Origin of the sequence: Ancylobacter polymorphus (assembly GCF_030813495.1) — a bacterium.
Lineage (GTDB): Bacteria > Pseudomonadota > Alphaproteobacteria > Rhizobiales > Xanthobacteraceae > Ancylobacter > Ancylobacter polymorphus.
In genome coordinates this window covers 212,474-237,709 of the sequence record NZ_JAUSUI010000003.1, presented here as the reverse complement: position 1 = coordinate 237,709, position 25,236 = coordinate 212,474, and the positions used below count along the sequence as shown (strand labels likewise).

The following is a 25,236-nucleotide window of genomic DNA, read 5'->3' as shown; positions in this document are numbered from 1 at the left end:
GGTGAAAGCAAACGAAATAGAGAACGCGGCCCGTCGGGCGTGCGAGCGCCCGCGTGACGACTCAGACCCTAAGCGCCGTCGGCCACGGCTTTGGCGAGCCGGCTCTGGCGCCAGCGCAGCAGGCCGGCGAGACCGGCGAGGCATAGCGTGCCGATGATGAGCAGGAACGCCGCCGCCGCAATCGTCGGGCTCACATTCTCGCGGATGCTGGCGAACATCTGCCGGGCCAGCGTGCGCTGGTTGGGGCCGGCAACGAACAGGGTGATCACCACCTCATCCAGCGAGGTCGCGAAAGCGAACACCGCCCCCGACACCACGCCCGGCAGGGCGAGCGGCAGGGTGATGCGCCGAAATACCGTCGCCGGATTGGCGCCGAGGCTGCTCGCCGCCCGCTCGATCGACCCGTCAATGCCGCCGAGCGAGGCGGAGACGCTGACGATGACGAAGGGCACGCACAGCACTGCATGGGCGACGATCACGCCGAGATAGGTGCTGGCGAGGCCGAGGCGGGTGTAGAGGATCTGCATGCCCACACCCAGCACCACCGCCGGCACCACCATGGGCAGCAGGAACATCACCCGCAGCAGATTGGCGAAGGGCAGGCGCGCATGGCGCAGGCCGAGCGCGGCCAGCGTGCCGATCACCGTCGACAGCGCCGTGGCGCCGCAGCCGATGATGAGACTGTTGAGAATAGCGCGCCGCCAGGTGTCGCTGGTCTGCAACTCGACGAACCAGCGCGAGGAGACGCTCTCCATGGGGTAGTTGAGGAACACGCTGGAATTGAACGCCAGCGGCAGGATGGCGATGATCGGCGCCACCAGGAAGAACACCACGGCGGCGCCGAAGACGATCTGCCCGGCGCGCAGGGCCGGAGACGATGCCGACATGGTCAGGCCCCCACCATGTTGGGCGAGCGCGACAGCCGGCCATAGACGAGATAGAGCGCCGTCGTCGTCACCAGAAGGATCAGCCCGAGCGCGCCGGCCATGCCCCAATTGGCGGTGCCGGTGGCGAAGAAGGCGATGACGGAGGAAATCATCTGGTCCTCCGCCCCGCCGACCAGCGCCGGGGTGATGTAGTAGCCAAGCGCCACCATGAAGACGAGCAGCGCGCCGGAGGCGACGCCGGGCAGCGCCATCGGCAGCAGCACATGCCAGAACGCCCGCAGCCGGTTCGCCCCCAGCGAGGAGGCCGCCGGCATCAGATTGCGCGGAATGCCGAGCAGCACGGAATAGATCGGCAGCACCATGAAGGGCAGCAGCACATGGGTCATGGCGATGACCACGCCGGTTCGGTTGAAGATGAGCTGCAGGGGCTGGTCGACGATGCCGATGGCGATGAGCGCCTTGTTGATCAGCCCTTCATTCTGCAGAAGGATCACCCAGGAAGCGGTGCGCACCAGCAGCGAGGTCCACAGCGGCAGAAGCACGGCGAGCAGCATCACATTGCGCACCCACCCGGTGGCGGCGGCGGCGATCATCGCATAGGGCAGGCCGATGAGGGCGCACAGCACCGTCACCAGCGCGGCGATGGTGAAGGTGCGCAGCATGATGACGCGGTTGGCCGAGGCGTCGGCGGTGATGCTGCCCTCAGTGTCACGCTTGAGGTCGACGGCGGCGAGCAGGTTGCGGTCGGTATAGTTCGGCATCGCCCGCTGCAGCGCCTGCCAGTAGCGCCCCTCACCCCAGCGCGGATCGACCGCCGCGAGGTCCACGGGCTGGCCGGCTGGCGCATCGCGCACGGCGCTGGCGGTACGGCTCAGCAGGGTGCGGAAGCCCGACACCTCGCTGTTGAGCCGGCGCACCGCGTCGCCGAAGGCCATCTGTTCGCTCGGTGCGCGCAGATCGGCGATAAGCGCCTGCTGCACCTCCGGCGGCGGCAGGCCGGTGCCGTCCCAGTCGCCGATCACCTCGGCGGTGGCCGGCATCACCTGCCGCACCGTGCCGTCGGTGACGGAGACGGAGATCATCATCACCAGCGGCCAGACAAAGAACGCCGCCAGAAACAGGAACAGCGGCGCCACCAGAAGCAGCGCGGAAAGGCGGCCGCGTGTGGAGGACCCGCTCATGCGGCGCGCCCCGCCGCCGCGTCCGGCGCGATCAGCGTGCATTCGGACGGTTCGAAACAGGCGAACGCCGTGCTGCCCACCGGGCCCACCGGCACGCGCCGCTGCACCTTGCCGACGAGTTCGATCCCCGGGCCGGCGAGATGGGTCCGCAGATGGTCGCCCTGATAGACATTGTCGGTGACGGTGACCGGAATGACATTGCCCGTCCCCGGCTGGTCCTGCAGATGCAGCCGCTCCGGCCGCACTGAGGCGAGGATCGGCGCGCCGACCTCGACCGGACCGAGCTGGGTCGCGCGCACCGTTACGTCCTCGGCGATCGTTACCTCGGCGATGCCGTCGGCGACCGTCTTCACCACGCCCTCGAACAGGTTGGTCTCGCCGATGAATTCGGCGACGAAGCGGGTGCGCGGGCGGTCATAAATGCCTTCCGGCGTGTCGAGCTGCTCGATGCGGCCATGATTGAACACGGCAATGCGGTCCGACATGGTGAGCGCTTCGGACTGGTCGTGGGTGACGAAAATCACGGTGAGGCCGAGCGTGCGGTGCAGGTCGCGCAGTTCAAGCTGCATGTGCTCGCGCAATTGCTTGTCGAGGGCGCCGAGGGGCTCGTCCATCAACACCACGGTCGGCTCGAACACCAGAGCGCGGGTGAGCGCGACACGCTGCTGCTGGCCGCCGGAAAGCTGGGCCGGTCGGCGGTCCTTGAGATGGCCGAGGCGCACCATATCGAGCGCCCGCGTCACCCGCGCCGCCGCTTCCGCCTTGCCCACGCCGCGCATGGCGAGCGGAAAGGCGACATTCTCGGCCACCGTCATATGCGGGAAAAGCGCGTAGTTCTGGAACACCACGCCCATATTGCGCTTGTGCGACGGCAGGCTCTCAATGCGGGTGCCGTCGAGCCAGATGGCGCCGTGGGTGGGCTGCTCGAAACCGGCCAGCATCATCAACAGAGTTGTCTTGCCGGAGCCGGAAGGCCCGAGCAGGCTGACGAACTCGCCCTTGGCGACTTCGAGGTCGAGCTTGTCGACCACCTTCAACGTGCCGAAGGACTTGGTGACCTGGTCGAAATGAATGAAGGGCGCCAACCGCAATCTCCGAGTGATGGCCTTGGCCCTGACGTTACCCGGACGGGTCGCCCGCTCCAAGCGCGGGCCCGACCCGTCCCCGCCTTTCGGCCCGGGCGGGCACCGTCCCGCCATCGCCGGTCAAAAGCTGGGGGAGAAGTGACCGGGCCGCGCCGGAGGTGGGGCGCGGTCCGGAAATAGCCGTGAGCGGGCTGCGCCGCGGCGCAGCCCGGTGAGCCGCTGGGACGATTACTTGGCAAGCCAGGCGTTGAAGCGCTTGGTCAGCTCTTCGACATTGTCGACCCAGAAGGCGCCGTCCAGCGCGATGGCGCCGGTAAGGTTGGCCTGCGTGGTCGGCAGGTCCTTCTGCAGCGCGGCCGGCACCATCGCGGCGGCTTCCTTGTTGGGGAGGCCATAGGCGATGTAGTCCGGCAGCTTCGACTGGTTGGCCGGCTCGCTGGCGAAGGCGATGAAGTCCATCGCTTCCTTGGCGTTCGGGCTGTCCTTGAGGATGACCCAGCTGTCGATGGCGTAGATGCTGCCCGGCCAGACGCCCTGGAAGTTCTTGCCTTCAGTCTTGTTGATGCCGGCGAGACGGCCATTATAGGCGGTGGACATCACCACCTCGCCCGAGGCGAGCAGGGAGAGCGGCTGGGCGCCGGCTTCCCACCAGACGATGTGCGGCTTGAGCTCGTCCAGCTTCTTGAACGCGCGGTCGACGCCTTCCGGCGTACCGAGCACCTTGTAGACCTCTTCCGGCTTCACGCCGTCGGCCATCAGGGCGAATTCGAGCGAGTATTTCGGGCCGCGGCGGAAGCCGCGCTTGCCTGGGAACTTCTTCACGTCCCAGAAATCCGCCCAGGAAGTCGGAGGGGTCTTCAGCCGGTTGGCGTCGTAGCTGAGCATGGTCGACCACACGATGGCGCCGACGCCGCAATCGCTCACCGCGGCGGGGAGGAACTTGTCCTTGCCGCCGAGCTTCGACCAGTCGATCTTCTCGTAGAAGCCATCGGCGCAGCCGAGTTCGAGTTCCTCGGTCTCGACCTGCACCACGTCCCAGTTCGGTACGCCGGCCTTCACCTTGGCGGCGATGACGCCGATGCCGCCGTCCCAGCTCTCGTCGAGCACGGGCTTGCCGATCTTCTTGGAGAAGGGCTCGAAATAGATCTTCTTCTGGGCGTCCTGGTAGTTGCCGCCCCAGGACACGACGGTGAGATCGCGGGCCGAGGCCGTGCCGCCGGCCATCATCAGGCCGAGCGCGAGGCCGGCACCGCCGATCCGCAGAAGAGTGGAAGTGGCCTTCATGGAAGTTCCCCCTGTTGTCGCTGGTGCCGCAGCAAAGCACGCTGCTGCCATGGGTAATAGAATGGCCGGGCCCCCTGGGGGTAACCCGGTTAATATAATAACCAAGCCTGCCGCATTTGAAGGCGGCGCGGCGCCTAGTATGTGGGCGGGTTGATGGCGCTGACAATCTCGCTCGGCTCATCCGCGACATTGCGGAAGCGGTGCGGCAGCTTGCTGTCGAAGTAATAGGCGTCGCCGGCGCGGAGCACCTTGGAATTGCTTTCCACCGTTACCTCCACCGCGCCGCGGATGACCATGCCCGCTTCCTGCGCCGTGTGGGAGAAGGCCTCGCCGGTATCGGCACCGACGGCATAGGTCTCATGCAGCACCAGAATCTGCCGGTTGGGGTGATTGATGCCGATCACCCGGTAGGAAATCGCCTCGCCGCTACCGACTTCCGGCAGTTCCGACGCCTCGTAGAAGGGCGAATAGGACGACATCTGCTGCAGTTCGGAGAAGAAGCCCACCAGCGTCGTGCCCAGCGCCTCCAATATGGCGGCCAGCGTGTCGATGGAGGGGCTGATGCGGTCGCGCTCGATCAGCGAGATCGAGGAATGCGAGACGCCCGAACGCAGCGCGAGGCGGCGTATGCCGAGATTGCGGCGGCGGCGCAGCTCGCGAATGCCGGGTCCAATATGCGGCATAGGTACCCTCGTGTGGCGCACAAACCTTCAGCAGGTGGAGAATATAATAGACAGCTGCGCGGTCGCCAATTGCCGGCATGCGCGGCGGGCCTCACCATCGCACCCGTGCTCACAGGAAATCGCCATGTCCGCGCTCAGCTCCACTCTCGCCGACCAGATTCACCCCCTCAAGGCGCCGCGCCCGGATGACGGCCGCGACACGAACGAGATCGCCACCACCGTCAAAGAGGTGCTGGACGCGGTGCGCACCCGTGGCGACGAGGCGGTGCGGCACTATTCCAAGCTGTTCGACAAGAGCGACGTGACCGCCATCGAGGTGAGCGCGGAAGAACGCGCGGCCGCGCTGGCGGCGCTCGACCCGCAGACCCGCGCCGACACGGAATTCGCCATCGAGCGGGTCCGGGCCTTCGCGCAGGCGCAGCTCGCCACCATCCTGCCGCTGGAGGTCGAGGCCCTGCCCGGCCTGCATCTCGGCCACCGCGTCATTCCGATCGAGCGCGTCGGCGCCTATGTGCCCGGCGGGCGCTACCCGCTGCTCTCCGCGCCGATCATGACCATCGTGCCGGCCAAGGTGGCGGGCTGCGACGAGGTGATCGCCTGCCTGCCGCCGACCGCCCACCCCGCCATGATCGCCGGCTGCCACCTCTCCGGCGCCGACCGCATCTTCCGCGTCGGCGGGGCGCAGGCCATCGCCGCCATGGCCTTCGGCACCGAAACCATTCCCGCCGTTGACAAGGTGGTCGGCCCCGGCAACGCCTATGTGAACGAGGCCAAGCGGCAGGTTTTCGGCCCGGTCGGCATCGACCAGCTGGCCGGCCCCAGCGAGATCTTCATCGTCGCCGACGAGACCGGCGACGCCGAGATGATCGCCACCGACCTCCTGGCTCAGGCCGAGCATGACGTGCGCACCCGCGTCGGCCTCATCACCACCAGCCGCGCGCTCGCCGAGGCGACGCTGGTCGAGGTTGAGAAGCAGCTGAAGACGCTTTCCACCGCGCCGGTCGCCGGCAAGGCCTGGGAGGATTTCGGCGAGATCGTCGTCTGCGACAGCGAAGAGGCGATGATCGCCTATTCCGACCACATCGCCGCCGAGCATCTGCAGGTCCACACCGCAGACCCGCACGCCACCGCCGCCAAGCTGCGCAATTACGGCTCGCTGTTCATCGGCACGCTGGCGAGCGTCGTTTATTCCGACAAGTGCTGCGGCACCAACCACACCCTGCCGACCATGGGCGCCGGTCGCTACACCGGCGGGCTGTGGGTCGGCTCCTTCGTCAAGATCTGCACCCATCAATGGCTGGATGCGCGCGGCGTCGCTGCTGTCGCCCCGCCGGCTGTGCGCCAGAGCGCCAGCGAAGGGCTCGAAGGTCACCGCCGCGCCGCCGCCTTCCGCCTTCAGGGCTAAGCGGCGGCAGGTCGAGCGCGCCCCCGTCCCCCGAGCCCCGGTTCGGACGGGGGCGCGTCTCGAGCCCTCACATCTGACGGAAAAACCCCATGGCCGGTTCCGGCCATGGGGTTTTTCATGTGACCGCCGCCCTGAAAGGGGAACGCCTCGAAACGCTTGCTCACAATTGTCAGCCATCCCCTTCCGGGATGGAAAGCGCCACCGCTGCCGCGCTCAGTCCCGCTTGCCGCCGGTCAGCCAGGACAGCAAGGGATTGGCGGGCTCGGCCGATTTCGGCATCGCCTCGACCACCACGACTTCCTCGATCTCGCCCTTCTTGAAGGAAACGAGGAAGGCATCGTAATCGGCCAGCGAGATGCAGCCATTGGAGTCGCCACGCGGGCCAAGCAGATAGGGGTGGAGCAGGAAGCCGTTGCGGCCATACATCTTGCCGTCGCCTACCGGCGTCATCCGCACCGCCTCGGTGCCATGGAACAGCGCCTCACGCATACGCAGTTTGTAGCGGTTCGGCGGCGTGGGGCCGACCATCTTCACATGCACGTAGCGGGGATCGTCGAACTTGTCGCCATAGCCGGAATGCGCCTCAAGCTTCTTGCCATTGGGCAGATAGAGCTTCTTGGCGCGTATGTCGTAGATGGCGAACTTGTCCTCGCGCGTGGGGTAGCGCAGTTCGTCCTTCGGCGCCTCGGTGGCGGCGGGCGCCTCCGGCTCGGGGGCCAGGTCTTCCTCCATCGGCGGGGGAAGCGCGGCGACCTCGGTGCCCATCGCCGGCTTGCGCGGGGGACGCGGGGCGAGGGTCAGCGTGTCCTCGGGCTCGTCGCCGGACATGACGCGGCCGGCGAATAGCGGATTGGCCATGGGCAGCGGCACGGTGCTCACCGTCTCCATCGGCGGCACCACCTCGTCCGGGGCGGCAGCGACGGCGGCCGGGCGCGCGACCATCGGCGCGGGATCGAACAGCCAGTGGGTCGGCGGCTCGAACACGCCGGCAGCGCGGAAATTGCGAATATCGTTGACCGTGTAGGTCGGCGGCGGCGACGGCTCGTCCACCACCACGGTGTCGACTTCGGGCGAAACGGGGCTTGCCATCGGCGGAGGATCGACCCGCGCGGCATCGGCCGGCGTCGGAATAGCGGTGTTGGAAATCCACGCGACGGCAACCGCCACGCCAACAAACCCCGCCGAGCCGATAAGGAACGAGCCAACTAGCCGCATAGACATCTCTATACAGATGACGAACGTTCGCGCACGACCCGCAGATCGTCCACGCCCGGCGTCAGCCTTCGGTTGCACACGGCACCGGCGCCCAAGCCCTGGCTCGCCGGTGGCCCCCAAGCCAAATCGTTCCTAGCCAAGTTTAGGTAATATTTCATTAATGACGTGACGACAACCCGGCCATGACACCGACGCGGCCCGCACGGCGGCTGCCCGAAGAAGCGGGCGGAAGGTGGCCTCCCGCCCGCAGACGAATGATCTTGCCGATGGCCTCGCTCCTTTTTTAGAACTACTAAAGACTGGATTGGCGATGGATCATCCCAGCGCCGAACCCAGGGTGTCTTTGTGCACGCCTCCGCTGTCGCCGGCCTTGCATCCCGCCTCGCCCCGCTGCGCCGCCTGCTGCTGCCGGGACTGCTGCTGACGCTCGCCGCCGGGGGGCTCGCCTTCGCCAGCGGGCAGGATATTCTGGCACAGCGGCTCTGGGCCGGGGCGACGGCGCTGGTGCTGTCGCTACTGGTCTGCCACATCCTCTCAAGCCTGAAGCGGGGCGAATTCGGACTCGACCTCATCGCGGCGCTTGCAATGGGCACCGCCCTGCTGTTCGGCGAGAACCTCGCTGGCGCCATCGTCGCACTGATGTTCACCGGCGGCGAGGCGCTGGAAGGCTTCGCCCAACGCCGGGCGGCGCGGGAAATGAGCGCCCTGCTGGCCCGTGTACCACGCACCGCCGCGCGCTATGAGAACGGCCGGATCACCGAGGTGCCGCTCGACGCGCTGCGCCCCGGCGACCGGCTGCTGGTGCGGCGGGGCGAGGTGGTGCCGGTCGACGGCACGGTGGAAAGCGCGCAGGCGGTTCTCGACCAGTCCGCGCTCACCGGCGAGCCGCTGCCGGTGCGCCATGCGCGCGGTGCGCCCGTCATGAGCGGCTCGACCAATGCCGGGGACGCCTTCGACCTGCTCACCCGCCAGGCGGCGGCGGACAGCACCTATGCCGGCATCGTTCGGCTGGTGGAGACCGCGCAACGCTCCCGGGCGCCGATGGTCCGCCTTGCCGACCGCTACGCGCTGGGCTTCCTCGCGCTGACGCTGGCCATCGCCGGCGCCGCCTGGGCGTTCAGCGGCGATCCCGTGCGCCTGCTGGCGGTGCTGGTTATCGCCACGCCCTGCCCGCTCATCCTCGCCGTGCCGGTGGCAATCATCTCGGGCATCTCGCGCTGCGCCGGGCGCGGCGTGCTGGTGAAGGAAGGCGGGGCGCTGGAACGACTGGCGGCGCTGCGCACCGTGCTCATCGACAAGACCGGCACACTCACCGGCGGGCGCCCCCGGCTCGTCGACATCCGTGCCCGCAATGGCTTCGCGCCGGGCGAGGTGCTGCGGCTGGCGGCCTCGCTCGACCAGGCCTCCGCTCATGTGGTGGCGGGCGCGCTGGTGGAAGCGGCGGCGGACCGCGGCCTCGCCCTTGGCTCGCCGCAGCAGGTCGTCGAAGAACCGGGCGCGGGCCTCACCGGCCGCGTCGACGGCCGCGCGGTAGCGGTCGGCGGCTGGGATTTCGTCACGGCGCAGCTGGCGCCCGCCGCCATCGACCCTGACATCGCCACCGCGCGGGCGGAATGGACGGCGCGGCCGGGCACGGTGGTGGTCGCGGTGGCGGTGGATGGCGCGCTCGCCGGTGCGCTGCTGCTGGCCGATTCGGTGCGGGAAGAAGCGCAGGCCGTGCTCGGCGCCCTGCGCGAATTGGGCGTCACCCGTCTCATCCTCGCCACCGGCGACGAGCCGGTACGCGCCGAAACCATCGCCGCCGGGCTCGGCTTCGATGCCGTGCTGAGCAACATGACACCGCAGGATAAGGCCGCCGCCGTGGCCGCCGAACATCCCAACGGCCCCGTGATGATGATCGGCGACGGGGTCAACGACGCCCCGGCCCTGGCCGCCGCCGATATCGGCGTCGCCATGGGCGGCGGCGCCTCGGCGGGCGGCGCCTCCTCGGAGGCCGCCGGCATCGTCATTCTCGTGGATCGGCTGGACCGGCTGATCGACGCCATGCGCATCGCCCGCCGCTCCCGCGCCATTGCCCTGCAAAGCGTCGTCGCCGGCATCGGCCTCTCGACGCTCGGCATGATCGCCGCCGCTTTCGGCCTGCTGGCGCCGGTGCAGGGGGCGCTGCTGCAGGAGGCGATCGACGTGGCGGTTATCCTCAACGCGTTGCGAGCCCTGCGCTGAGCTGCCCGCCGGACGGGTTCAGGAGAGCGGCGCGATGAGCGACCACCAGCCCCAGGCGGTGAGCAGCGACAGCGGCACGCCGAGCCCGATCAGCAGCGCCACGAGGTCGGGCTCCAGGTCATGGTCCATCGCGATGATGCTGGCGCCGAGCATGGGCGGCATCGCCATTTCCAGCATCGCCACCTTGGCGACGGGATCGCCCGCCTGGCCGAGCGCGAGATAGAAGCCGACGAGCAGCGCCGGCGCTACGATGAGCCGATGGCACAGGCCGAGCGCCACCGGCCCGGTGCGGCCGGCCAGCCGGTCGAGCCGCAGCGCGAAGCCCACCGCCGCCAGCGCGATGGGGGTGAGCGTGTTGGCGAGGATCTCGATCAGTTGCGCCAGCCAGTCCGGCCGGGCGAGATGGTTGGTCGCAAATGCGATGAGCACGGCATAGAAGGGCGGAAAGGTCGCGATGCGCCGCGCCACGACCGCGAGGTCGAGCCGACCGGATATCGCCACCGTGGCGACTGCGAGGCCCAGCGTCGAGACGGCGAGATAGGTGCCGAACAGGTCGATGACGATGCCGAGCCCCAGCCACTGGCTGCCGGCGAAGGCGGCGATCATCGGCAGGCCGACAAAGGAGGTGTTGCCCCAGCCGGCCACAAGCAGGATCGCCCCTGTGCGCTGGCGCGACCAGCCGAGCCAGCGGCAGAGCGGCACCAGCAGGGCGATGGAGACGAGCACGCCGAGCCAGGGCGTCGCCGCCGCCAGCCACCAGTCCGGGTGCAGCGTCACGCCCTGCACGCTGTGGAGCGCCGCCGCCGGCAGGGCGACATTGATCACCCAGCCGCCGAGCACCTTGGTCGCACTCTCCGGCAGCCGGCCGGACAGGCGCAGCAGCACGCCGATGGCGAGGCACAGCACGATCAGCAGTATTTCCGACATTCCCGGCACCTTCCCCGGCCCGCCGCTCCCGGCGGTAGCGTGGTCAGGATTGCCGGAAATCGCGCCCGACGTCACTCGGGCGATTTTCCAGATCGCCGCCTCCGCCCCGCGTCGCTCACTGGTGTTGCCGAACGGCATCACTATATGAGCCCTGGCCGGGCCCTACCTGAGAGGGAAAAAGGGACCGCCCCAGGAGAACCCCATGAAGAAGACTGACCCCCGCCTGTGGATGTGGTCAGACGCGGTCGAGATGCTCAACCGCGCCGACCGCCTGCACCGGCAGATGTTCCAGCCGGTCGCCCGCGCCGAGGCGCCGGCGCGCCATCGCGCGCCGTGCTGGGAGCCGCCGGTCGACATGCTGGAGACCGACCACGAACTCTTGGTGCTGGCCGCCCTTCCCGGCGTCGACCCCGACCGCATGACGGTTTCGATCCAGAACGGCGTGCTCACCATCGCCGGCGCGCGCATCCTGCCGCCCGAGCTGCACAACGCCACCATTCACCGCATGGAGCTGCCCCAGGGCCGGTTCGAGCGCCAGCTCGCTCTGCCGCCCGGCCGCTATGAGGTCAATCACCCGCGCGTCGTCAATGGCTGCCTCGCCATTGTGCTGCGCAAGGTTTGAGGAGGGGGAGACACAGCATGACACACCCCGATTTTGACAGGTTTTCCCCGCTCCGCATGGCCGACACCGGCAATGGCAGCGGTAACGCTCCGAACGCCAATGTGCCGGAGGATCAGCTGATCCTGCTGCCGGTGCGCAATCTCGTGCTGTTTCCCGGCGTGGTGATGCCGGTGGCGGTGGCGCGCCCGGCCTCCATCGCCGCCGCCCAGCAGGCGGTGCGCGAGGGGCGGCCGGTCGGCATCCTCATGCAGCGCGACGCCAGCGTCGACGAGCCCGGCCCGACCGACCTGCACCGCATGGGCGTCATCGCCAATATCCTGCGCTATGTCACCGCGCCGGACGGCACCCACCACCTCGTCTGCCAGGGCGAGCAGCGCTTCCGTGTCGATGCGTTCGTGCACGAAAAGCCCTTCCTCACCGCCCGCGTCACGCGGATCGAGGAGAGCGAGGAGCGCTCCTCCGAGATCGAGGCACGCTTCGTCCATTTGCAGGGCCAGGCCAATGAGGTGATGGAGTTGCTGCCGCAAGCCCCCGCCGAACTGGTGGCCGCGGTGCGCGGCGCCAATTCGCCCACCGGCCTCGCCGACCTCATCGCCGCTTATGCCGACATCTCGCCGGACGAGAAGCAGGAGCTTCTGGAGACGGTCGACATCGCCGCGCGCATGACCAAGATCTCGCGCCTGCTTGCCCACCGCATCGAGGTGCTGCGGCTGTCGCAGGAAATCGGCAAGCAGACCAAGGCCTCGCTGGACGAACGCCAGCGCGAGGTGCTGCTGCGCGAGCAGATGGCGGCGATCCAGAAGCAGCTGGGCGAGGATGGCGGCAACAGCCAGGAAATCGCCGATCTGGAAAAGGCGATCGCAGAAGCCGGCATGCCGGAGGATGTGGAGCAGATGGCCCGCAAGGAGTTGGGCCGGCTGCGCCGCATGCAGGACGCCAGCGCCGAGTATGGCATGATCCGCACCTATCTCGACTGGCTGATCGCCCTGCCCTGGACACTGCCGGAGACGGCGCCGATCGACATCACTGAAGCGCGCAAGGTGCTGGACGAGGACCATTTCGGCCTCGACAAGATCAAGCGCCGCATCGTCGAATATCTCGCCGTGCGCAAGCTCGCGCCCAATGGCAAGGCGCCGATCCTGTGCTTTGCCGGCCCTCCGGGCGTCGGCAAGACCTCGCTCGGCCAGTCCATCGCCCGCGCCATGGGCCGCAAATTCGTCCGCGTGTCGCTCGGCGGCGTGCATGACGAAGCGGAAATCCGCGGCCACCGCCGCACCTATGTCGGCGCGTTGCCGGGCAATATCATCCAGGGCATCCGCAAGGCGGGCACCCGCGACTGCGTGATGATGCTGGACGAGATCGACAAGATGGGCTCCGGCATCCAGGGCGACCCGTCGGCGGCGATGCTGGAAGTGCTCGACCCCGAGCAGAACGGCACCTTCCGCGACAATTATCTCGGCGTGCCGTTCGACCTGTCGCGCGTGGTGTTCATCGCCACCGCGAACATGCTCGACACCATCCCCGGCCCGCTGCGCGACCGCATGGAGATCATCCAGCTCACCGGCTACACCGACAGCGAGAAGCTGCAGATCGCCCGCCGCTATCTTGTGCGCCGGCAGCTGGAGGCCAATGGCGTCACGCCCGAGCAGGTGGAGGTCGAGGACGAGGCCCTCAAGGCCATGATCCGCGCCTACACCCGCGAGGCCGGCGTGCGCAATCTGGAGCGCGAGATCGGGCGCGCCATCCGCCATGTCGCCGTCGACATTGCGGAAGGCACCGCCGAGACGGCGAAGATCAGTGTCGGCACGCTGCCCGATCTGCTCGGCCCGCCGGTCTTCGAGGATGAGGTGGCGCTGCGCGTCTCGGTGCCAGGCGTGGCCACGGGCCTTGCCTGGACCCCGGTGGGCGGCGACATCCTGTTCATCGAGGCGACGCGCATTCCCGGGCGCGGTGGGCTGATCCTCACCGGCCAGCTCGGCGACGTGATGAAGGAAAGCGCGCAGGCGGCGTGGAGCCTCGTCAAGAGCCGCGCCGTCGAACTCGGCATCGACCCCGGAGTGTTCGCCACCAGCGACGTGCATGTGCATGTGCCGGCCGGCGCCACGCCGAAGGACGGGCCGAGCGCGGGCGTCGCCATGTTCACCGCGCTGGTTTCACTGCTCACCGGCCGCACGGTGCGCAAGGACACGGCGATGACCGGCGAAATTTCCTTGCGCGGGCTGGTGCTGCCAGTCGGCGGCATCAAGGAGAAGGTGGTGGCGGCGGCGCGGGCGGGCCTCACCCGCGTGATGCTGCCGGCCCGCAACCGGCGCGACTATGAGGACATTCCTCAGGACGCGCGGGACCGGTTGGAATTCGTCTGGCTGGAGCGGGTGGACGAGGCCATCGCCGCCGCGCTGGAGCCCGCGCCAGTGGGCGACGCGCCGGCGCTCAAGGCCGCGAGCTGACGCGGCGGCGACACGAAGCGGGCTGTCCCGGAACCTCCGGGGCGGCCCTTGCTCGGCCCAGAGATGACGCTGCGGGGGAAACCGGCTAGAGCATTTTTCGCGCGAAGCGGATTCCGGTTCGCGTAAAGAAATTGCGTCAAAACAGAACCCTAGAGACGACGCTCTGCCTTAACCGATCAATGGGTGCCATGGAGAGTTTCTGGTCGACCTACTGGCCGCATGTCGTGCTGGTCACGAGCGGCACGGTGGGCGTCGTCGCGGCCATCCATGCGGCGATGACCAAGGACGATGTGCGCGCCGCCATCGGCTGGGTCGGCGTCATCCTGCTCTCGCCGCTGATCGGCGCCTTCCTCTATCTCGTCGCCGGCATCAACCGCATCCGCCAGAGCGCGGCGGGGCGCCGGCGCGCCAGCCAGGAACGGCAGCACCGCCGGCACGAGCGCCCGCCGGCCGCCATCGCCCTCTCGCCCAGCCTCTCGGCGATGAAGCGGCTCGGCGACCGCGTCTCCAGCTTCGCGCTGACGACGGGCAATGCGGTGACGCTGCTGGACAGCGGCGACGAAGCCTATCCCGCCATGCTCGCCGCCATACGGGGAGCGCAGCGTCATGTCGCTCTCTCGACCTACATTTTCGATAACGACCCCGTCGGCGTCGAATTCGCCGACGCGCTGATCGCGGCGCATAAGCGCGGCGTAGCGGTGCGGGTGCTGATCGACGCCATCGGCGCGCGCTACTCCCGCCCCTCCATCGTCGGGCGGCTGAAGGCGGGCGGGGTGGTCACCGACCTGTTCATGGGCAATCTCATCGGCCTGCGCCTGCCCTATGCCAATCTGCGCAGCCACCGGAAGATGCTGATCGTCGACGGCACGCTCGGTTTCACCGGAGGCATGAACATCCGCGCCCAGTTCACCACCGCCCACGCGGGCGACGACCCCGCCCGGGATACGCATTTCCGCGTCGAGGGGCCGGCGGTGGAGCAGTTGCTCACCGTGTTCACGCAGGACTGGGCCTTCACGGCCGAGGAGCATCTCGACGGGCCGGCCTGGGCGGAAGGCGATCATTCCGAGCCTCGCGGCCCGGTGGCGGTGCGGGTGGTGCCCTCCGGCCCCGACCGCAACCTTGCCTGCGCCCACAGCATGATCATGGGCGCGCTCACCATGGCGCAGAGCCGGGTCAGCCTGTGCTCACCCTATTTCCTGCCCGACCAGCAACTTATCGGCGCGCTTTCCGTCGCCGGGCGGCGCGGGGTGGAGGTGGATGTCGTCATCCCCTCGGCCAATAATCTCAAGCTGGTCGACTATGCGATGACCGCGCAGCTTGACCAGGTACTGGCCGGCGAGTGCCGGGTGTGGCGGGCGGGCGGCATGTTCGACCATTCCAAGCTGATGGCGGTGGACGGGTGCTGGGCCTATGTCGGCTCGTCCAATCTCGATCCGCGCAGCCTGAGGCTGAATTTCGAGCTGGATCTCGAACTCTATGATCCCGCCATCGCTGCCGAGATCGAGGCCCGGATTAGCGCCATGACGGCGGCCGGCAGCCGCGAGACGCTGGACACCCTCGCCGCACGGCCGTTCCTGAAGCGGCTGCGCAACCGCGCCATCTGGCTCGCCTCGCCCTATCTGTGAGCGGCCCGTCTCGCGGCGGTGCTCGACGCGGGCGCGGAACGCCGCGCCCCAAAACAAAAGCCAGCCCCGGCGACGGGACTGGCTTGAAGGAGGCGGACAGCCCGCCCCGGGATGTGTGTTTCAGCCGAGGCAGGCGGCGGGGGTAACCCGCCGCCGTGATCCTCACGCAGCGGCAACGGCGGTGGTGTCGACTTCCGAGATCGTCTTCAGGACCTGGGAAGCGATCTGGTAGGGGTCGCCCTGGGAGTTCGGGCGGCGGTCTTCCAGATAGCCCTTATAGTCGTTGCGGACGAAGGAGTGCGGAACGCGGATGGAAGCGCCGCGATCGGCCACGCCATAGGAGAACTTGTTCCACGGAGCGGTCTCATGCTTGCCGGTCAGGCGCATGTGGTTATCCGGGCCATAGACGTTGATGTGGTCGTGCAGGTTCTTCTCGAACGCCGCCATCAACGCCTCGAAATAGGCCTTGCCGCCCACTTCGCGCATGAACTTGGTGGAGAAGTTGCAGTGCATGCCCGAGCCGTTCCAGTCGGTATCGCCGAGCGGCTTGCAGTGGAATTCGATGTCCACGCCGTACTTCTCGGTCAGACGGAGCAGCAGGTAGCGGGCCATCCACACTTCGTCAGCGGCCTTCTTGGAGCCCTTGCCGAAGATCTGGAATTCCCACTGGCCCTTCGCGACTTCCGCGTTGATGCCTTCGTGGTTGATGCCGGCTTCGAGGCAGAGCTCAAGATGCTCTTCCACGATCTCGCGGGCGATGTCGCCGACATTCTTGAAGCCGACGCCGGTGTAGTACGGGCCCTGCGGCGCGGGATAGCCATGCTCGGGGAAGCCGAGCGGACGGCCGTCCTTGTAGAAGAAATACTCCTGCTCGAAGCCGAACCAGGCGCCTTCGTCATCCAGAATGGTGGCGCGGGCGTTGGACGGGTGCGGGGTGACGCCATCGGGCATCATCACTTCGCACATCACCAGAACGCCGTTCTTGCGGGCCGGGTCGGGATAAAGGGCGACCGGCTTCAGCACGCAATCGGAGCTGCGGCCTTCGGCCTGCTCCGTGGACGAGCCGTCGAAGCCCCACAGGGGCAGTTCCTCGAGCGAGGGGAAGTGGTCGAATTCCTTGATCTGCGTCTTGCCACGCAGGTTCGGTGTCGGCTTGTAACCGTCGAGCCAGATATACTCGAGCTTGTACTTCGTCATCGCGTGTCTCTCATCACTTTAGACCGGGCGGCGAACTGCCCTGGTCGTTGTGCCGGCCGTGCGACCGCCAACGGCTAGCCTCACACAAGCATATGCTGTGCCAATTGGCCCGCAGCGGGCGCCAGGGGCCCGCCAGCGAGGGAGGCGATGAGGGCGAAACGAAGCCGGCTGAAGACGTGAAGCGGCGCGATTCGCGTTGATCCTGCGGCACTTGCGGCGGCGGATCGGGCGGCGCCGGGATGCCGCAGTGCAACCGCGGCTGCAACCTTCCGGGGGTCGACGCCGTTAGAGCGGCAGGGCTTGCGGGCGCGTGCGGCGGTGCACATATTCTAAGCTCATTGTGATTGTAAAATGTGCATCTTGCGCAAACGCCGAGCAAAAGCTGTTATATGTAAATGAAAGGCTGGCGCATGAACGCGCAGCCGGAAAGGAGAAACGTGCCATGAATGCCCATACTCAGCGCGAGAGCGCGCAGATCGTGCCCTTCCCCGTCGGCGGGCGTGCCGGCCTCGCCGGCCGTCGTCCGGACACCCTGTCTTCCGAAGCCCTGAAAGTATCGCCCCGTGTCGTCATCGGGAGCTGGTATCATGAAGAGGCGATCAAGGAAGACGGCGGGCGCAGCAACTGAGCCTCGTCCGTGTTTCGGCTTCGGACGTTGACCATGCCCCGTGCGTTTAATCACCCAGGTGCCTACCAAGAGGGCCGCGACTGACCGTCCGGCCCTCTTGTCATATCCGGACCCGCGCCTAGCCGAAGATCGACCAGCCCATGCGCTGCGTCAGCCGTTCCAGCGCGATGCGGCCGAGATGCGAATTGCCGCTGGCGTCCAGCCCCGGCGACCACACGGCGATCGAGGCCTTGCCCGGCGCCACCGCCAGAATACCGCCCCCCACCCCGCTCTTGCCCGGCAGGCCAACGCGATAGGCGAACTCGCCCGAGCCGTCATAATGGCCGCAGGTGAGCATGATGGCGTTGATACGCCGCGCCCGCTCCGGCGACACCACGCTGAAGCCCGTTGCCGGGTTGCGCCCATTATGGGCGAGGAAGCGGCCCGCCATGGCCAGCTGGCGGCAACTCATGGTGATGGCGCAGTGGTGGAAATAGACGCCGAGCGTGAAGTCGACCGGATTTTCCAGCACGCCGAAGGATTTCATGTAGTTGGCCAGCGCGCGGTTGCGGAAGCCGGTGCGCTGCTCGGAAGCCGCCACCGCCTCGTCGATGCCGATCGCCGGATCCTCGGCGAGGAACTGGAGAAAGCGCAGGATCTCGCCCAGCGCCTCGCGCGGCTGGTGGCCAGAGAGAATGACATCGGTGACGGCGATGGCGCCGGCATTGATGAACGGGTTGCGCGGAATGCCGTGCTCGGCTTCCAGCTGGACGATGGAATTGAAGGCGCTGCCCGAGGGCTCGCGCCCCACCCGCCGCCACAGCCGGTCGCCCACTTTGCCCAGCGCCAGCGTGAGGGTGAAGACCTTGGACACGCTCTGGATGGAGAACGGCACCTCGGCATCGCCGCCCGTCACCACACGGCCCTCGCGGTCCACCACAGCGATGCCGAAGGCCTGCGCGTCGGCGCGCGCCAGTTCGGGAATGTAGCTCGCGACCTCGCCCCGATCGGGACGGGCGCGCATTTCTTCGGCGATGTCGCGGACGACGCTGTCGAGATCGGGCACGGGCTTCGGTCACCTTGGCTGGTCGCATCGGCCCCCGCCTTTAGCGCGGCGAGGCGGGGAAAGGCCAGCCCGTGCAAACGGGGTGCCGACAGGGCGGCGGCGAAGCGGCGTTCTGAGAAGCTCGTAGCATCGATCCGGGTAAGGATGGGAGCATGAACCGTCCTGGGCGACCGCGGCGCCGCCCTCCATCCAGGGAGTAAAGCCGTGCCCCGCCATTCCACTCGCGCCGCGCTGGCGCTTACCAGCGCTCTCAGCCTCGCTTTCGCCCACGGCCCGGCCACGGCCGACACCGCGAAACCGCCCGTCCGCAACATTGTGCTCGTGCATGGTGCCTGGGTCGACGGCTCGGGCTGGAAGGCGGTGTACGACCATCTCGTCGCCGACGGCTTCCACGTCAGCATGGTGCAGGAGCCGGAAACCTCCTTCGCCGACGATGTCGACGCCACCCGGCGCGTGCTCGACCTGCAGGACGGGCCGACCCTGCTGGTCGGCCATTCCTATGGCGGCTCGATTATCACCGAGGCGGGCGTACACCCGAAGGTTGCTGGTCTCGTCTATGTCGCCGCCCCTGCGCCCGATGTCGGCGAGGACGAGGCCGCGCTCAGCAAGTCCATGCCCAGCGTGCTGGCGATGACCGCTGGCGCCATCGCCAAGACGCCGGATGGCTTCACCTATCTCGACCCCGCGCTGTTCCCCAAGCTGTTCGCGCCGGACCTGCCGCTGGCGCGGGCGCAATTCGAGGCGCGCGGCCAGGTGCTGGCCGCTGCCAGCGTGTTCAGCACCCCGCTGACCGCCGCCGCCTGGCAGTCCAAGCCGAGCTGGGGCATCGTGGCGGGCGCCGACCAGATCATCAGCCCGGCGCTGGAGCGGTTTTATTACGAGCGGGCGGGGGCGCCGATCACCACCATCCCCGGCGCGAGCCATTCCATCTATGAATCGCATCCGCGCGAGGTCGCGGCCGTGATCGAGCACGCAGCGGCGGAACTGGGCAAGGCGACGAAATGACCGGTCCCGGCGTCAGCCCGGGTCCTGCCGCCCAATGGCCGGCTTCAGCAGGATCAGTGCGCCGCCGAGCGCGATCCACAGCGCGACGATGTAGGGCCACAGATTGTCCGGGAAGGATGGCACCGGATAGACCGAATTATACAGCGGCCACAGCATGGCCAGTGTGCCGAGCGCACCGAGGACCAGCCAGAGATGGCTGCCGGCACGCACCGCATGCACCGCCGCCGCGGCGGTCACGCCGAGATAGGCGACGATCAGCGCCAGCACGCCGATCGTGCCGACGCTGTCATAGTAGCTCGCCGGGCCGATGAACGGCGCCCAGGCGATCAGCCCCACCAGCATCGTGACGGCGACGATGCCGACCGCGACCGAGGGCGTGCCATAAATCGGGTGCACTTTGGCGAGGGTCGGCGACAGCCCGCCCCGGCCGAGCACGAACAGCATGCGGGCGCCGGCGGAAAGCGTGCCGAGCACGCAGGACACCGCCGACACGCAGGCGGCGAGGTCGAGCGCGGTGGCGATGTGAACATTGCCATATTTCAGCGCCAGCGTGTTCAGCGGCGCCTCACTCGCCGCCAGCGCCTTCATATTGTCGAGCCCGAAGCCGATGACCTGGATGTAAGAGGCGAAGACGAAGAACAGACCCGCCGCCACCACCGAACCGACCAGCGCAATGGGAATGGTGCGGCGCGGCTGGCCGGCTTCCTCAGCCAGCGTCGCCGCTGCCTCGAAGCCGGCGAAGGAGAGCACGGCGAACACGACGGCATAGCCGATGCCCCACCAGCCGACCGTCGGGTCGGGATGGAACGGGGCGAGGCTCAGCCCGCCTTCCGCATGCACCGCCGAGAGGATGCGCAGGCCGAGATAGATGATGACGGCGATGGAGGAGAGCTCCAGCGTGAGCATCACCCGCGTGGCAAGGCGCACGTCGCGCCAGGCGAGCAAGGTTCCGCCGGTGAGCGAGGCCACCGCTACCGGTAGCCACCAGCTGCCGAGATGCACGCCGTGATCGTCCAGCGCCGCGCTGAGAAAATTGCCGACAAGCGCCGCGCTGCCCGAGCCGCCAGCAATGTAAAGCAGCACCATGCACCAGCCGGCGATGAAACCGGCGCGCGGGCCGAAGGTCTGGCCGATATAGGCATAGCCCGAGCCGGCGCTGGTCACCCGGCTAGCGAAGAACACGAAGGACAGGCCGACGAGACCGACCACCAGCGTACCCACCGCGAAACCCAGCGGCGCGCCAACGCCGGCGGCGCCGACCGCCAGAGTGACGTTGAGCGCCATGCCCATGGTCGGCGCGATGACGGAGAGCGAGAGCCCCACCGCCTCCACGGGACCGAGTTCACGCCGCAGCCCGCCGCCCGTCTTCGCCATTGGTGCATCCTTTTACCCGCGCCGGTTTATCCGGCACGGGTAAAAGGCTGGCAACGGCTAAATTTGGTCTTATCGCGTGCCTTCGTCCGAGGCCGCCGGAGGCACGTAATGGGCGTCGCGCCCCTCGGGCTTGCGCTCGCGCTCGCCCGCCTTGTCGTCCTGCTGCGGATTGGCGCTGCGGGCGTGGCCGGCCTCGTCAGGGGCGCGGTCCTTCTTCTCGACGCGGCGGTCGCCCGGCTTCGCCGGCCCCTTATCGTGCTGGTCGGCAATGATCATGGCATTCTCCTATCCGAATGTTGGTTAGGTTTTTCGAGGGGCGCCGCAGACTGCGGCGCGGCGGCCGGGCGCGGCTCCGCAGCGGTGGCACCCTCCACTTCGTCGCGCGGGCGCACGAGGCCCACATCGACGAGCAACTGAACGAGCCAGTTCCGCATGGCACCCCCTCAGCGCCGCTTGCGGCTGCCGGCAAGGCCGCTCATCGCCCCCGCCCGGTCGTCGGCCGGAGCGCCGGAGCCGCGCCGGCTCGGCGGCACTTCCAGCGTGCGGCGAATGGTGTCGATCTCGCTCACCGGCGCGTTACCGCCCTGGCCGGGGTCGATGGCGGCATTGGGATCGGCCGCCGGAGACAGCGGCAGCGGCGGGCGCTCCGCGCTCTCGATCCCGCCCTCGGCGGAAGGCGCCGGGCGTCCGTCGGCCGCGCCTATCGGCTCCGGCGGTGCTTCGGCCGCATCCACGGGCCGGAAGGCGCCGGACGCGCCATCGCCCATGGCCCGCCCTTCGGCCACCAGCATGTCGCGAGCGAGGAACCAATAATGGTCGGATTGCCCGTCCGGGCGTCCGTCGGCTTCCCACAGCCGATGGGCGCGGGCCCTGATGTCGTCGTCGTTGAGGCTCATGGACGTTCTCCCTGTTCCACGAGGTCAACGCCCCGCCGCGACGCCTGTTCCGGCCGGACGAACGCAGGTGGCGGGGCGAGAGGCGGGCGCAGATCGAGATCGGCGATAACAGGCAAATGGTCGGAGGCGTGCCGCGCCTCCGGATCGGAGAAGCTGCGCACCAGCATCCCCGGCCGGCTGCAATAGAGCCGGTCGAGCCGCAGCAGCGGCCAGAAGGCGGGAAAGCTGCGGAGGTTCGTACTCTCAGGCAGCACCCGCGCCAGCGTACGCCGCACCGGCCGGAAGGCGAACCAATCGTTGAAATCGCCCATCATCACGGTGGGGGCGCCGCAGCCGTCGCGGGCCAGCCGGGCAAGCCGCGCCGCCTGCCGCCAGCGCTCGCCAAGCGCGAGGCCAAGATGCACGGCAACCACGCGTAAAGGCCCCTGCGGCGTGTCTACACGGGTCTCGATCGCCATGCGCGGCTCGCGGCGACGGACGGAGAGGTCGTGCAACACGGTGTCGTGCGTCGGCCAGCGCGAATAGAGCACATGGCCGTAATGGCCGTCGGGCACGGCGATCGTGCGCGCTTCCGCGAAATGACCGATGCCCAGCCCTTCCAATGGCGCGAGGCAGGCAATGCCGCGCCCGCGCGTATCGACTTCCTGCAACGCGAGGATATCCGGCTGGTGGCGGGCGATCAGCGCCGCGATGCGATCGAGGTCGAAGCGGCGGTCGGGCCCCACGCCGCCATGGATGTTCCACGTCATCAGCCGCAGGCGCGCGGGCGGCGCCGCGTTCACGCCGGCCTCCGCAGGCGGGCGACGAGGAATTGCAGCCCGAGCGAGCAGGCGATCCATAGCCCGACAAAGCCGATCAGCAGCGCCACGCGTCCCAGCGTCGGGTTGGACATCACCTCGACGATCTGATGTCCCAGCGCGCTCAGGACCACCAGCCCGGGCAAGAGACCCAGCGCGGTGCCGAGCACGAAATCCACCAGCCGCAACCCGGCCGCGCCGGCGACGAGATTGATGAAGGTGAACGGCGCCGCCGGTACCATGCGCATCGTCGCCACGGTGAGGATGCCCTGCTTGGCCAGGCCGCGACGGATGCGGTTGATGCGCGGCCCGATGAAGCGGCGGACCACGCCGGCGCCGAGTTGCCGACCGATCAGGAACGTCACCAGCGCGCTCGCTAGCGCGCCGAGGCCGGCGAGCAGCGCCCCGGTCCAGCCGCCGTAAACCGCAACCGTGGCGACGATCAGAACCGAGACGGGGAACACTACCAGCCCGCCCAGTACATAGATGCCGACGACGATGGCCGCGCCCCAGGGGCGGTCGGCCATGTTGTCGAGGGCGGAGATGATGCGGTCCGGCTCCGAGAAGGGGGAGTTGGCCCAGGCGATCACCAGCGCCGCCAGGACGGCGAGGCCCGCCAAGGCGGCGGCGATCGGCCATTTGCGCCGCGTGCCGCCTTCGGAAGCGCGCTCGTCATAGAGCGGCTCCGGCGGGTCGGCGAGCGCGCTGATCTGAGGCAGGGCGAGATCGGCGGCGACCGGGGGCAGGTCCACAAGGCACCGGCCCGCCGTGTTCCGCCGCGAGGCGGCGATCAGCCCCTCGCGGGCGAGAAGTTCCGCCACCTGTTCCGGCGCGCGGCCGATATGCTCGCCGAGCAGCCGGTCGCGTATCGCCGCCACCCCTTGCCGCTCGCGCGCATTGCGGGCCTCAATGACGAGGTCGCATTCGCTGTCGAAACCCATGGACCGGTTGCAGATATTGGCCGAGCCGATGCGCAGCAGGCGGTCGTCGACGATGAGCACCTTGGCATGGACGAAAACCTCGACCGTGGCGTCTCCGGCGGTCACCTGCGGGAAGACCAGCCGCGCGCGTTCCGACAAGCCTTCCTGCTCCAGCCGCGCCCGCAGCCGCTCGCGCGGCACGCCCATCACCTGCTGCTCGATCCAGGAGCGGTAGATGTTCGGCGTCACCATCAGCGCTTCGAGTTCGGGCCGCGCCTTCATCCGCGCCACCAGCCGTTCGGTGAAGCGCTCGCAGGTGATGAATTGGTTCTCGACATAGATCATGCGCTCGGCGCTGTCGATCATGTCGAACAGCAGCGTCTCCACCTCACGCGCGCCCGCCGCGCCGTCATAGGCCGGCAGAGTGCGGGCGATGCCGATGGCGACATGGGTGAAGTCGACCGACATTATCTGCGGCCAGCGATCGCCGCGCGCCCGCGCCGGGTTCAGCCGCTCTGAGGCGGCGCGCTGCCAGCGGTCGCGGAACAGCGCGCCAAGCGCGGCGGCGGCCTCGCCGTCCACCGCCATCTGCACGTCATGGAACGGCTCGTAGAGCGCGCCCAGCGGGTCGCGCCGCAACGCGTCGCCGGGCGTATGGGCGGGCGTGTCCCACCGATGGCCGGTGATATCCAGCCCGCCGGAGAAGGCGAGGGAATCGTCGATCACCACGATCTTCTGGTGGTGCGAGGCGCCAATCGGCAGTTCGTCGTCAAGGCACAGTTCGATCTGCTTCGGCGTGGCCCAGAGAAAGGACAGGATCGGCGCCAGTTCCCGCTCCAGCGCGAACATGACAGAATAATCCCACAGCAGCAGGCGGATGCGCAGGCGCGGGTTGCGGGCCACGAGAGCGGAAAGAAACGCCGACAGCGTCTCGGGAAGCCCGTCCTCGGCGGTGCCGTTCTCGCCCACCAGCTTCATCCGGCTGTCGAGGTCCCAGCCGGCGATATGGATGGTCTCGCGCGCTTCCAGCATCGCCGCCCGCAGCGCGCCGAAATAGGCAGCACCGTCCACCAGCACGCGGGCGCGCTCGGCCTCCGCCACGCGCCAGACATTGCGCCCGACCTCCAGCACCGGACCGGACCCCTGCCGCCCGGGCGAGTTCGGCCCTTCCGGCATGGATTGGGCGGCCATGGCGCTTTCGATCGCTTCGGGATTTTGGTCCAGGCGCACGTCTTGTCGCAGGTTCTGGCTGACGGACATCGGCTCGCATTCTCGGGGGCTAATAACCTGCGCTAACCGAGGAGGCGCCCCTGCGGTTCCCGGAGGGAGGTAGGCCGGGGCGGGATCGGGCCGACGGAGAAGGCTCAGCCCATCATCATGGCGGCGAAGACACCGGCGCCCAGCACCACCACCAGCAGCAGGCCGACCACGGCGGTGACGAAGGAAATGCCCGGCACGGTCGTGCCCTTGTCGTCATACGGCCGGCCGCGCTCATCCGTGCCGCCGCCGGCACTGGAAGCCCCTTGCGGTTGGGCGGCCATGGCCCGGCGCTCACGCCCGGCCGGCGCCCCGGCCGCCTCGTCATCCGTGCCGAGCGGTGCCGCCGCCGGATCGGGAAACGGCACCTTGTCGTGGGTCCGGCCCGCGTCGATATCGCCGCGCAGGCGCTCGGTCTCCGCCATGATCGTCTCCTTGGGCGCCGGACAATGGTCGGCGTCCGACGATCAACGCACCGCGACGTAATCGGTTCAGCCGCCGGAACCTCGGAGCGGCCCAGCGATTGTTGGCGA

Annotated in this window: 22 protein-coding genes; 7 read left to right on the top strand and 15 right to left on the bottom strand. The window is 68.4% G+C overall.

Annotated elements, in window-relative coordinates; all coding sequences use genetic code 11:
* Positions 1 to 68: 68 nt before the first annotated feature.
* The 5 genes from J2S75_RS08490 to J2S75_RS08470 form a co-directional block, all read right to left on the bottom strand.
* Positions 69 to 887: an ABC transporter permease gene (locus J2S75_RS08490; protein ID WP_307019392.1), complete on the bottom strand. Its 819-nt coding sequence runs from the start codon at positions 885 to 887 to the stop codon at positions 69 to 71.
* A 2-nt stretch (positions 888 to 889) separates the two neighbouring features.
* Entirely contained in the window at positions 890 to 2,068 is a 1,179-nt protein-coding gene (locus J2S75_RS08485; protein ID WP_307019391.1) for an ABC transporter permease, read from the bottom strand.
* The gene (locus J2S75_RS08480) at positions 2,065 to 3,153 is read right to left on the bottom strand and encodes an ABC transporter ATP-binding protein (RefSeq protein ID WP_307019390.1); all 1,089 of its coding nucleotides are present in this window, start codon (positions 3,151 to 3,153) and stop codon (positions 2,065 to 2,067) included. Before J2S75_RS08480 ends, J2S75_RS08485 begins: the two co-directional genes overlap by 4 nt.
* Before the next feature lie 228 nt (positions 3,154 to 3,381).
* Positions 3,382 to 4,380, bottom strand: a complete 999-nt coding sequence (locus J2S75_RS08475; RefSeq protein WP_307019635.1) for an ABC transporter substrate-binding protein — start codon at positions 4,378 to 4,380, stop codon at positions 3,382 to 3,384.
* A 191-nt stretch (positions 4,381 to 4,571) separates the two neighbouring features.
* Positions 4,572 to 5,120: a cupin domain-containing protein gene (locus J2S75_RS08470; protein WP_307019389.1), complete on the bottom strand. Its 549-nt coding sequence runs from the start codon at positions 5,118 to 5,120 to the stop codon at positions 4,572 to 4,574.
* A 124-nt stretch (positions 5,121 to 5,244) separates the two neighbouring features.
* Between J2S75_RS08470 and hisD the strand changes: the two genes are divergently transcribed.
* The gene (hisD, locus tag J2S75_RS08465; RefSeq protein ID WP_307019388.1) at positions 5,245 to 6,525 is read left to right on the top strand and encodes a histidinol dehydrogenase; all 1,281 of its coding nucleotides are present in this window, start codon (positions 5,245 to 5,247) and stop codon (positions 6,523 to 6,525) included.
* Between the two features lie 213 nt (positions 6,526 to 6,738).
* On the opposite strand, the gene J2S75_RS08460 is transcribed toward hisD, so the two are convergent.
* Positions 6,739 to 7,692 (bottom strand): DUF2778 domain-containing protein, encoded by a 954-nt coding sequence (locus J2S75_RS08460; RefSeq protein ID WP_307019387.1) that lies wholly within the window; start codon positions 7,690 to 7,692, stop codon positions 6,739 to 6,741.
* 453 nt (positions 7,693 to 8,145) lie between these two features.
* On the opposite strand from J2S75_RS08460, the gene J2S75_RS08455 reads away from it, so the two are divergent.
* On the top strand, positions 8,146 to 9,963 hold the full coding sequence (locus J2S75_RS08455; protein WP_370874111.1) for a heavy metal translocating P-type ATPase: 1,818 nt from the start codon (positions 8,146 to 8,148) through the stop codon (positions 9,961 to 9,963).
* Positions 9,964 to 9,981: 18 nt separating this feature from the next.
* Here the strand turns inward: J2S75_RS08455 and J2S75_RS08450 are convergent, their stop codons facing one another.
* Positions 9,982 to 11,028, bottom strand: coding sequence for an AEC family transporter (locus tag J2S75_RS08450; protein WP_307019386.1), 1,047 nt, complete (start codon positions 11,026 to 11,028; stop codon positions 9,982 to 9,984).
* A 64-nt stretch (positions 11,029 to 11,092) separates the two neighbouring features.
* Here J2S75_RS08450 and J2S75_RS08445 point away from each other — a divergent pair, with 64 nt between their 5' ends.
* The 3 genes from J2S75_RS08445 to J2S75_RS08435 all read left to right on the top strand — a co-directional run bounded on the left by J2S75_RS08445 (position 11,093) and on the right by J2S75_RS08435 (position 15,584).
* Positions 11,093 to 11,512, top strand: coding sequence for an Hsp20/alpha crystallin family protein (locus J2S75_RS08445; protein ID WP_244378286.1), 420 nt, complete (start codon positions 11,093 to 11,095; stop codon positions 11,510 to 11,512).
* A gap of 17 nt (positions 11,513 to 11,529) precedes the next feature.
* A complete protein-coding gene (lon, locus tag J2S75_RS08440) occupies positions 11,530 to 13,959 on the top strand; it encodes an endopeptidase La (protein ID WP_307019385.1) in 2,430 nt (809 codons plus the stop codon).
* A gap of 188 nt (positions 13,960 to 14,147) precedes the next feature.
* Positions 14,148 to 15,584, top strand: a complete 1,437-nt coding sequence (locus J2S75_RS08435) for a phospholipase D-like domain-containing protein (RefSeq protein ID WP_307019384.1) — start codon at positions 14,148 to 14,150, stop codon at positions 15,582 to 15,584.
* 162 nt (positions 15,585 to 15,746) lie between these two features.
* Here the strand turns inward: J2S75_RS08435 and J2S75_RS08430 are convergent, their stop codons facing one another.
* A complete protein-coding gene (locus J2S75_RS08430) occupies positions 15,747 to 16,781 on the bottom strand; it encodes a glutamine synthetase beta-grasp domain-containing protein (RefSeq protein WP_244378291.1) in 1,035 nt (344 codons plus the stop codon).
* Positions 16,782 to 17,223: 442 nt separating this feature from the next.
* On the opposite strand from J2S75_RS08430, the gene J2S75_RS08425 reads away from it, so the two are divergent.
* Complete coding sequence (locus J2S75_RS08425) at positions 17,224 to 17,409, top strand: DUF2735 domain-containing protein (protein ID WP_307019383.1); 186 nt, start codon at positions 17,224 to 17,226, stop codon at positions 17,407 to 17,409.
* A 118-nt stretch (positions 17,410 to 17,527) separates the two neighbouring features.
* Here the strand turns inward: J2S75_RS08425 and J2S75_RS08420 are convergent, their stop codons facing one another.
* A complete protein-coding gene (locus J2S75_RS08420; RefSeq protein WP_307019382.1) occupies positions 17,528 to 18,454 on the bottom strand; it encodes a glutaminase in 927 nt (308 codons plus the stop codon).
* Between the two features lie 204 nt (positions 18,455 to 18,658).
* On the opposite strand from J2S75_RS08420, the gene J2S75_RS08415 reads away from it, so the two are divergent.
* On the top strand, positions 18,659 to 19,459 hold the full coding sequence (locus J2S75_RS08415; RefSeq protein ID WP_307019381.1) for an alpha/beta fold hydrolase: 801 nt from the start codon (positions 18,659 to 18,661) through the stop codon (positions 19,457 to 19,459).
* 12 nt (positions 19,460 to 19,471) lie between these two features.
* On the opposite strand, the gene J2S75_RS08410 is transcribed toward J2S75_RS08415, so the two are convergent.
* The 6 genes from J2S75_RS08410 to J2S75_RS08385 all read right to left on the bottom strand — a co-directional run bounded on the left by J2S75_RS08410 (position 19,472) and on the right by J2S75_RS08385 (position 25,128).
* The gene (locus tag J2S75_RS08410) at positions 19,472 to 20,833 is read right to left on the bottom strand and encodes an APC family permease (RefSeq protein WP_307019380.1); all 1,362 of its coding nucleotides are present in this window, start codon (positions 20,831 to 20,833) and stop codon (positions 19,472 to 19,474) included.
* 69 nt (positions 20,834 to 20,902) lie between these two features.
* Entirely contained in the window at positions 20,903 to 21,109 is a 207-nt protein-coding gene (locus J2S75_RS08405) for a hypothetical protein (RefSeq protein ID WP_307019379.1), read from the bottom strand.
* Between the two features lie 167 nt (positions 21,110 to 21,276).
* Positions 21,277 to 21,729 (bottom strand): DUF2934 domain-containing protein, encoded by a 453-nt coding sequence (locus tag J2S75_RS08400; RefSeq protein ID WP_307019378.1) that lies wholly within the window; start codon positions 21,727 to 21,729, stop codon positions 21,277 to 21,279.
* Positions 21,726 to 22,511: an endonuclease/exonuclease/phosphatase family protein gene (locus J2S75_RS08395; RefSeq protein ID WP_307019377.1), complete on the bottom strand. Its 786-nt coding sequence runs from the start codon at positions 22,509 to 22,511 to the stop codon at positions 21,726 to 21,728. Before J2S75_RS08395 ends, J2S75_RS08400 begins: the two co-directional genes overlap by 4 nt.
* Entirely contained in the window at positions 22,508 to 24,637 is a 2,130-nt protein-coding gene (locus tag J2S75_RS08390; protein WP_307019376.1) for a VTT domain-containing protein, read from the bottom strand. The genes J2S75_RS08395 and J2S75_RS08390 overlap by 4 nt, the downstream gene beginning before the upstream one ends.
* Positions 24,638 to 24,810: 173 nt before the next feature.
* Positions 24,811 to 25,128, bottom strand: a complete 318-nt coding sequence (locus J2S75_RS08385) for a hypothetical protein (protein WP_307019375.1) — start codon at positions 25,126 to 25,128, stop codon at positions 24,811 to 24,813.
* Positions 25,129 to 25,236: the final 108 nt, after the last annotated feature.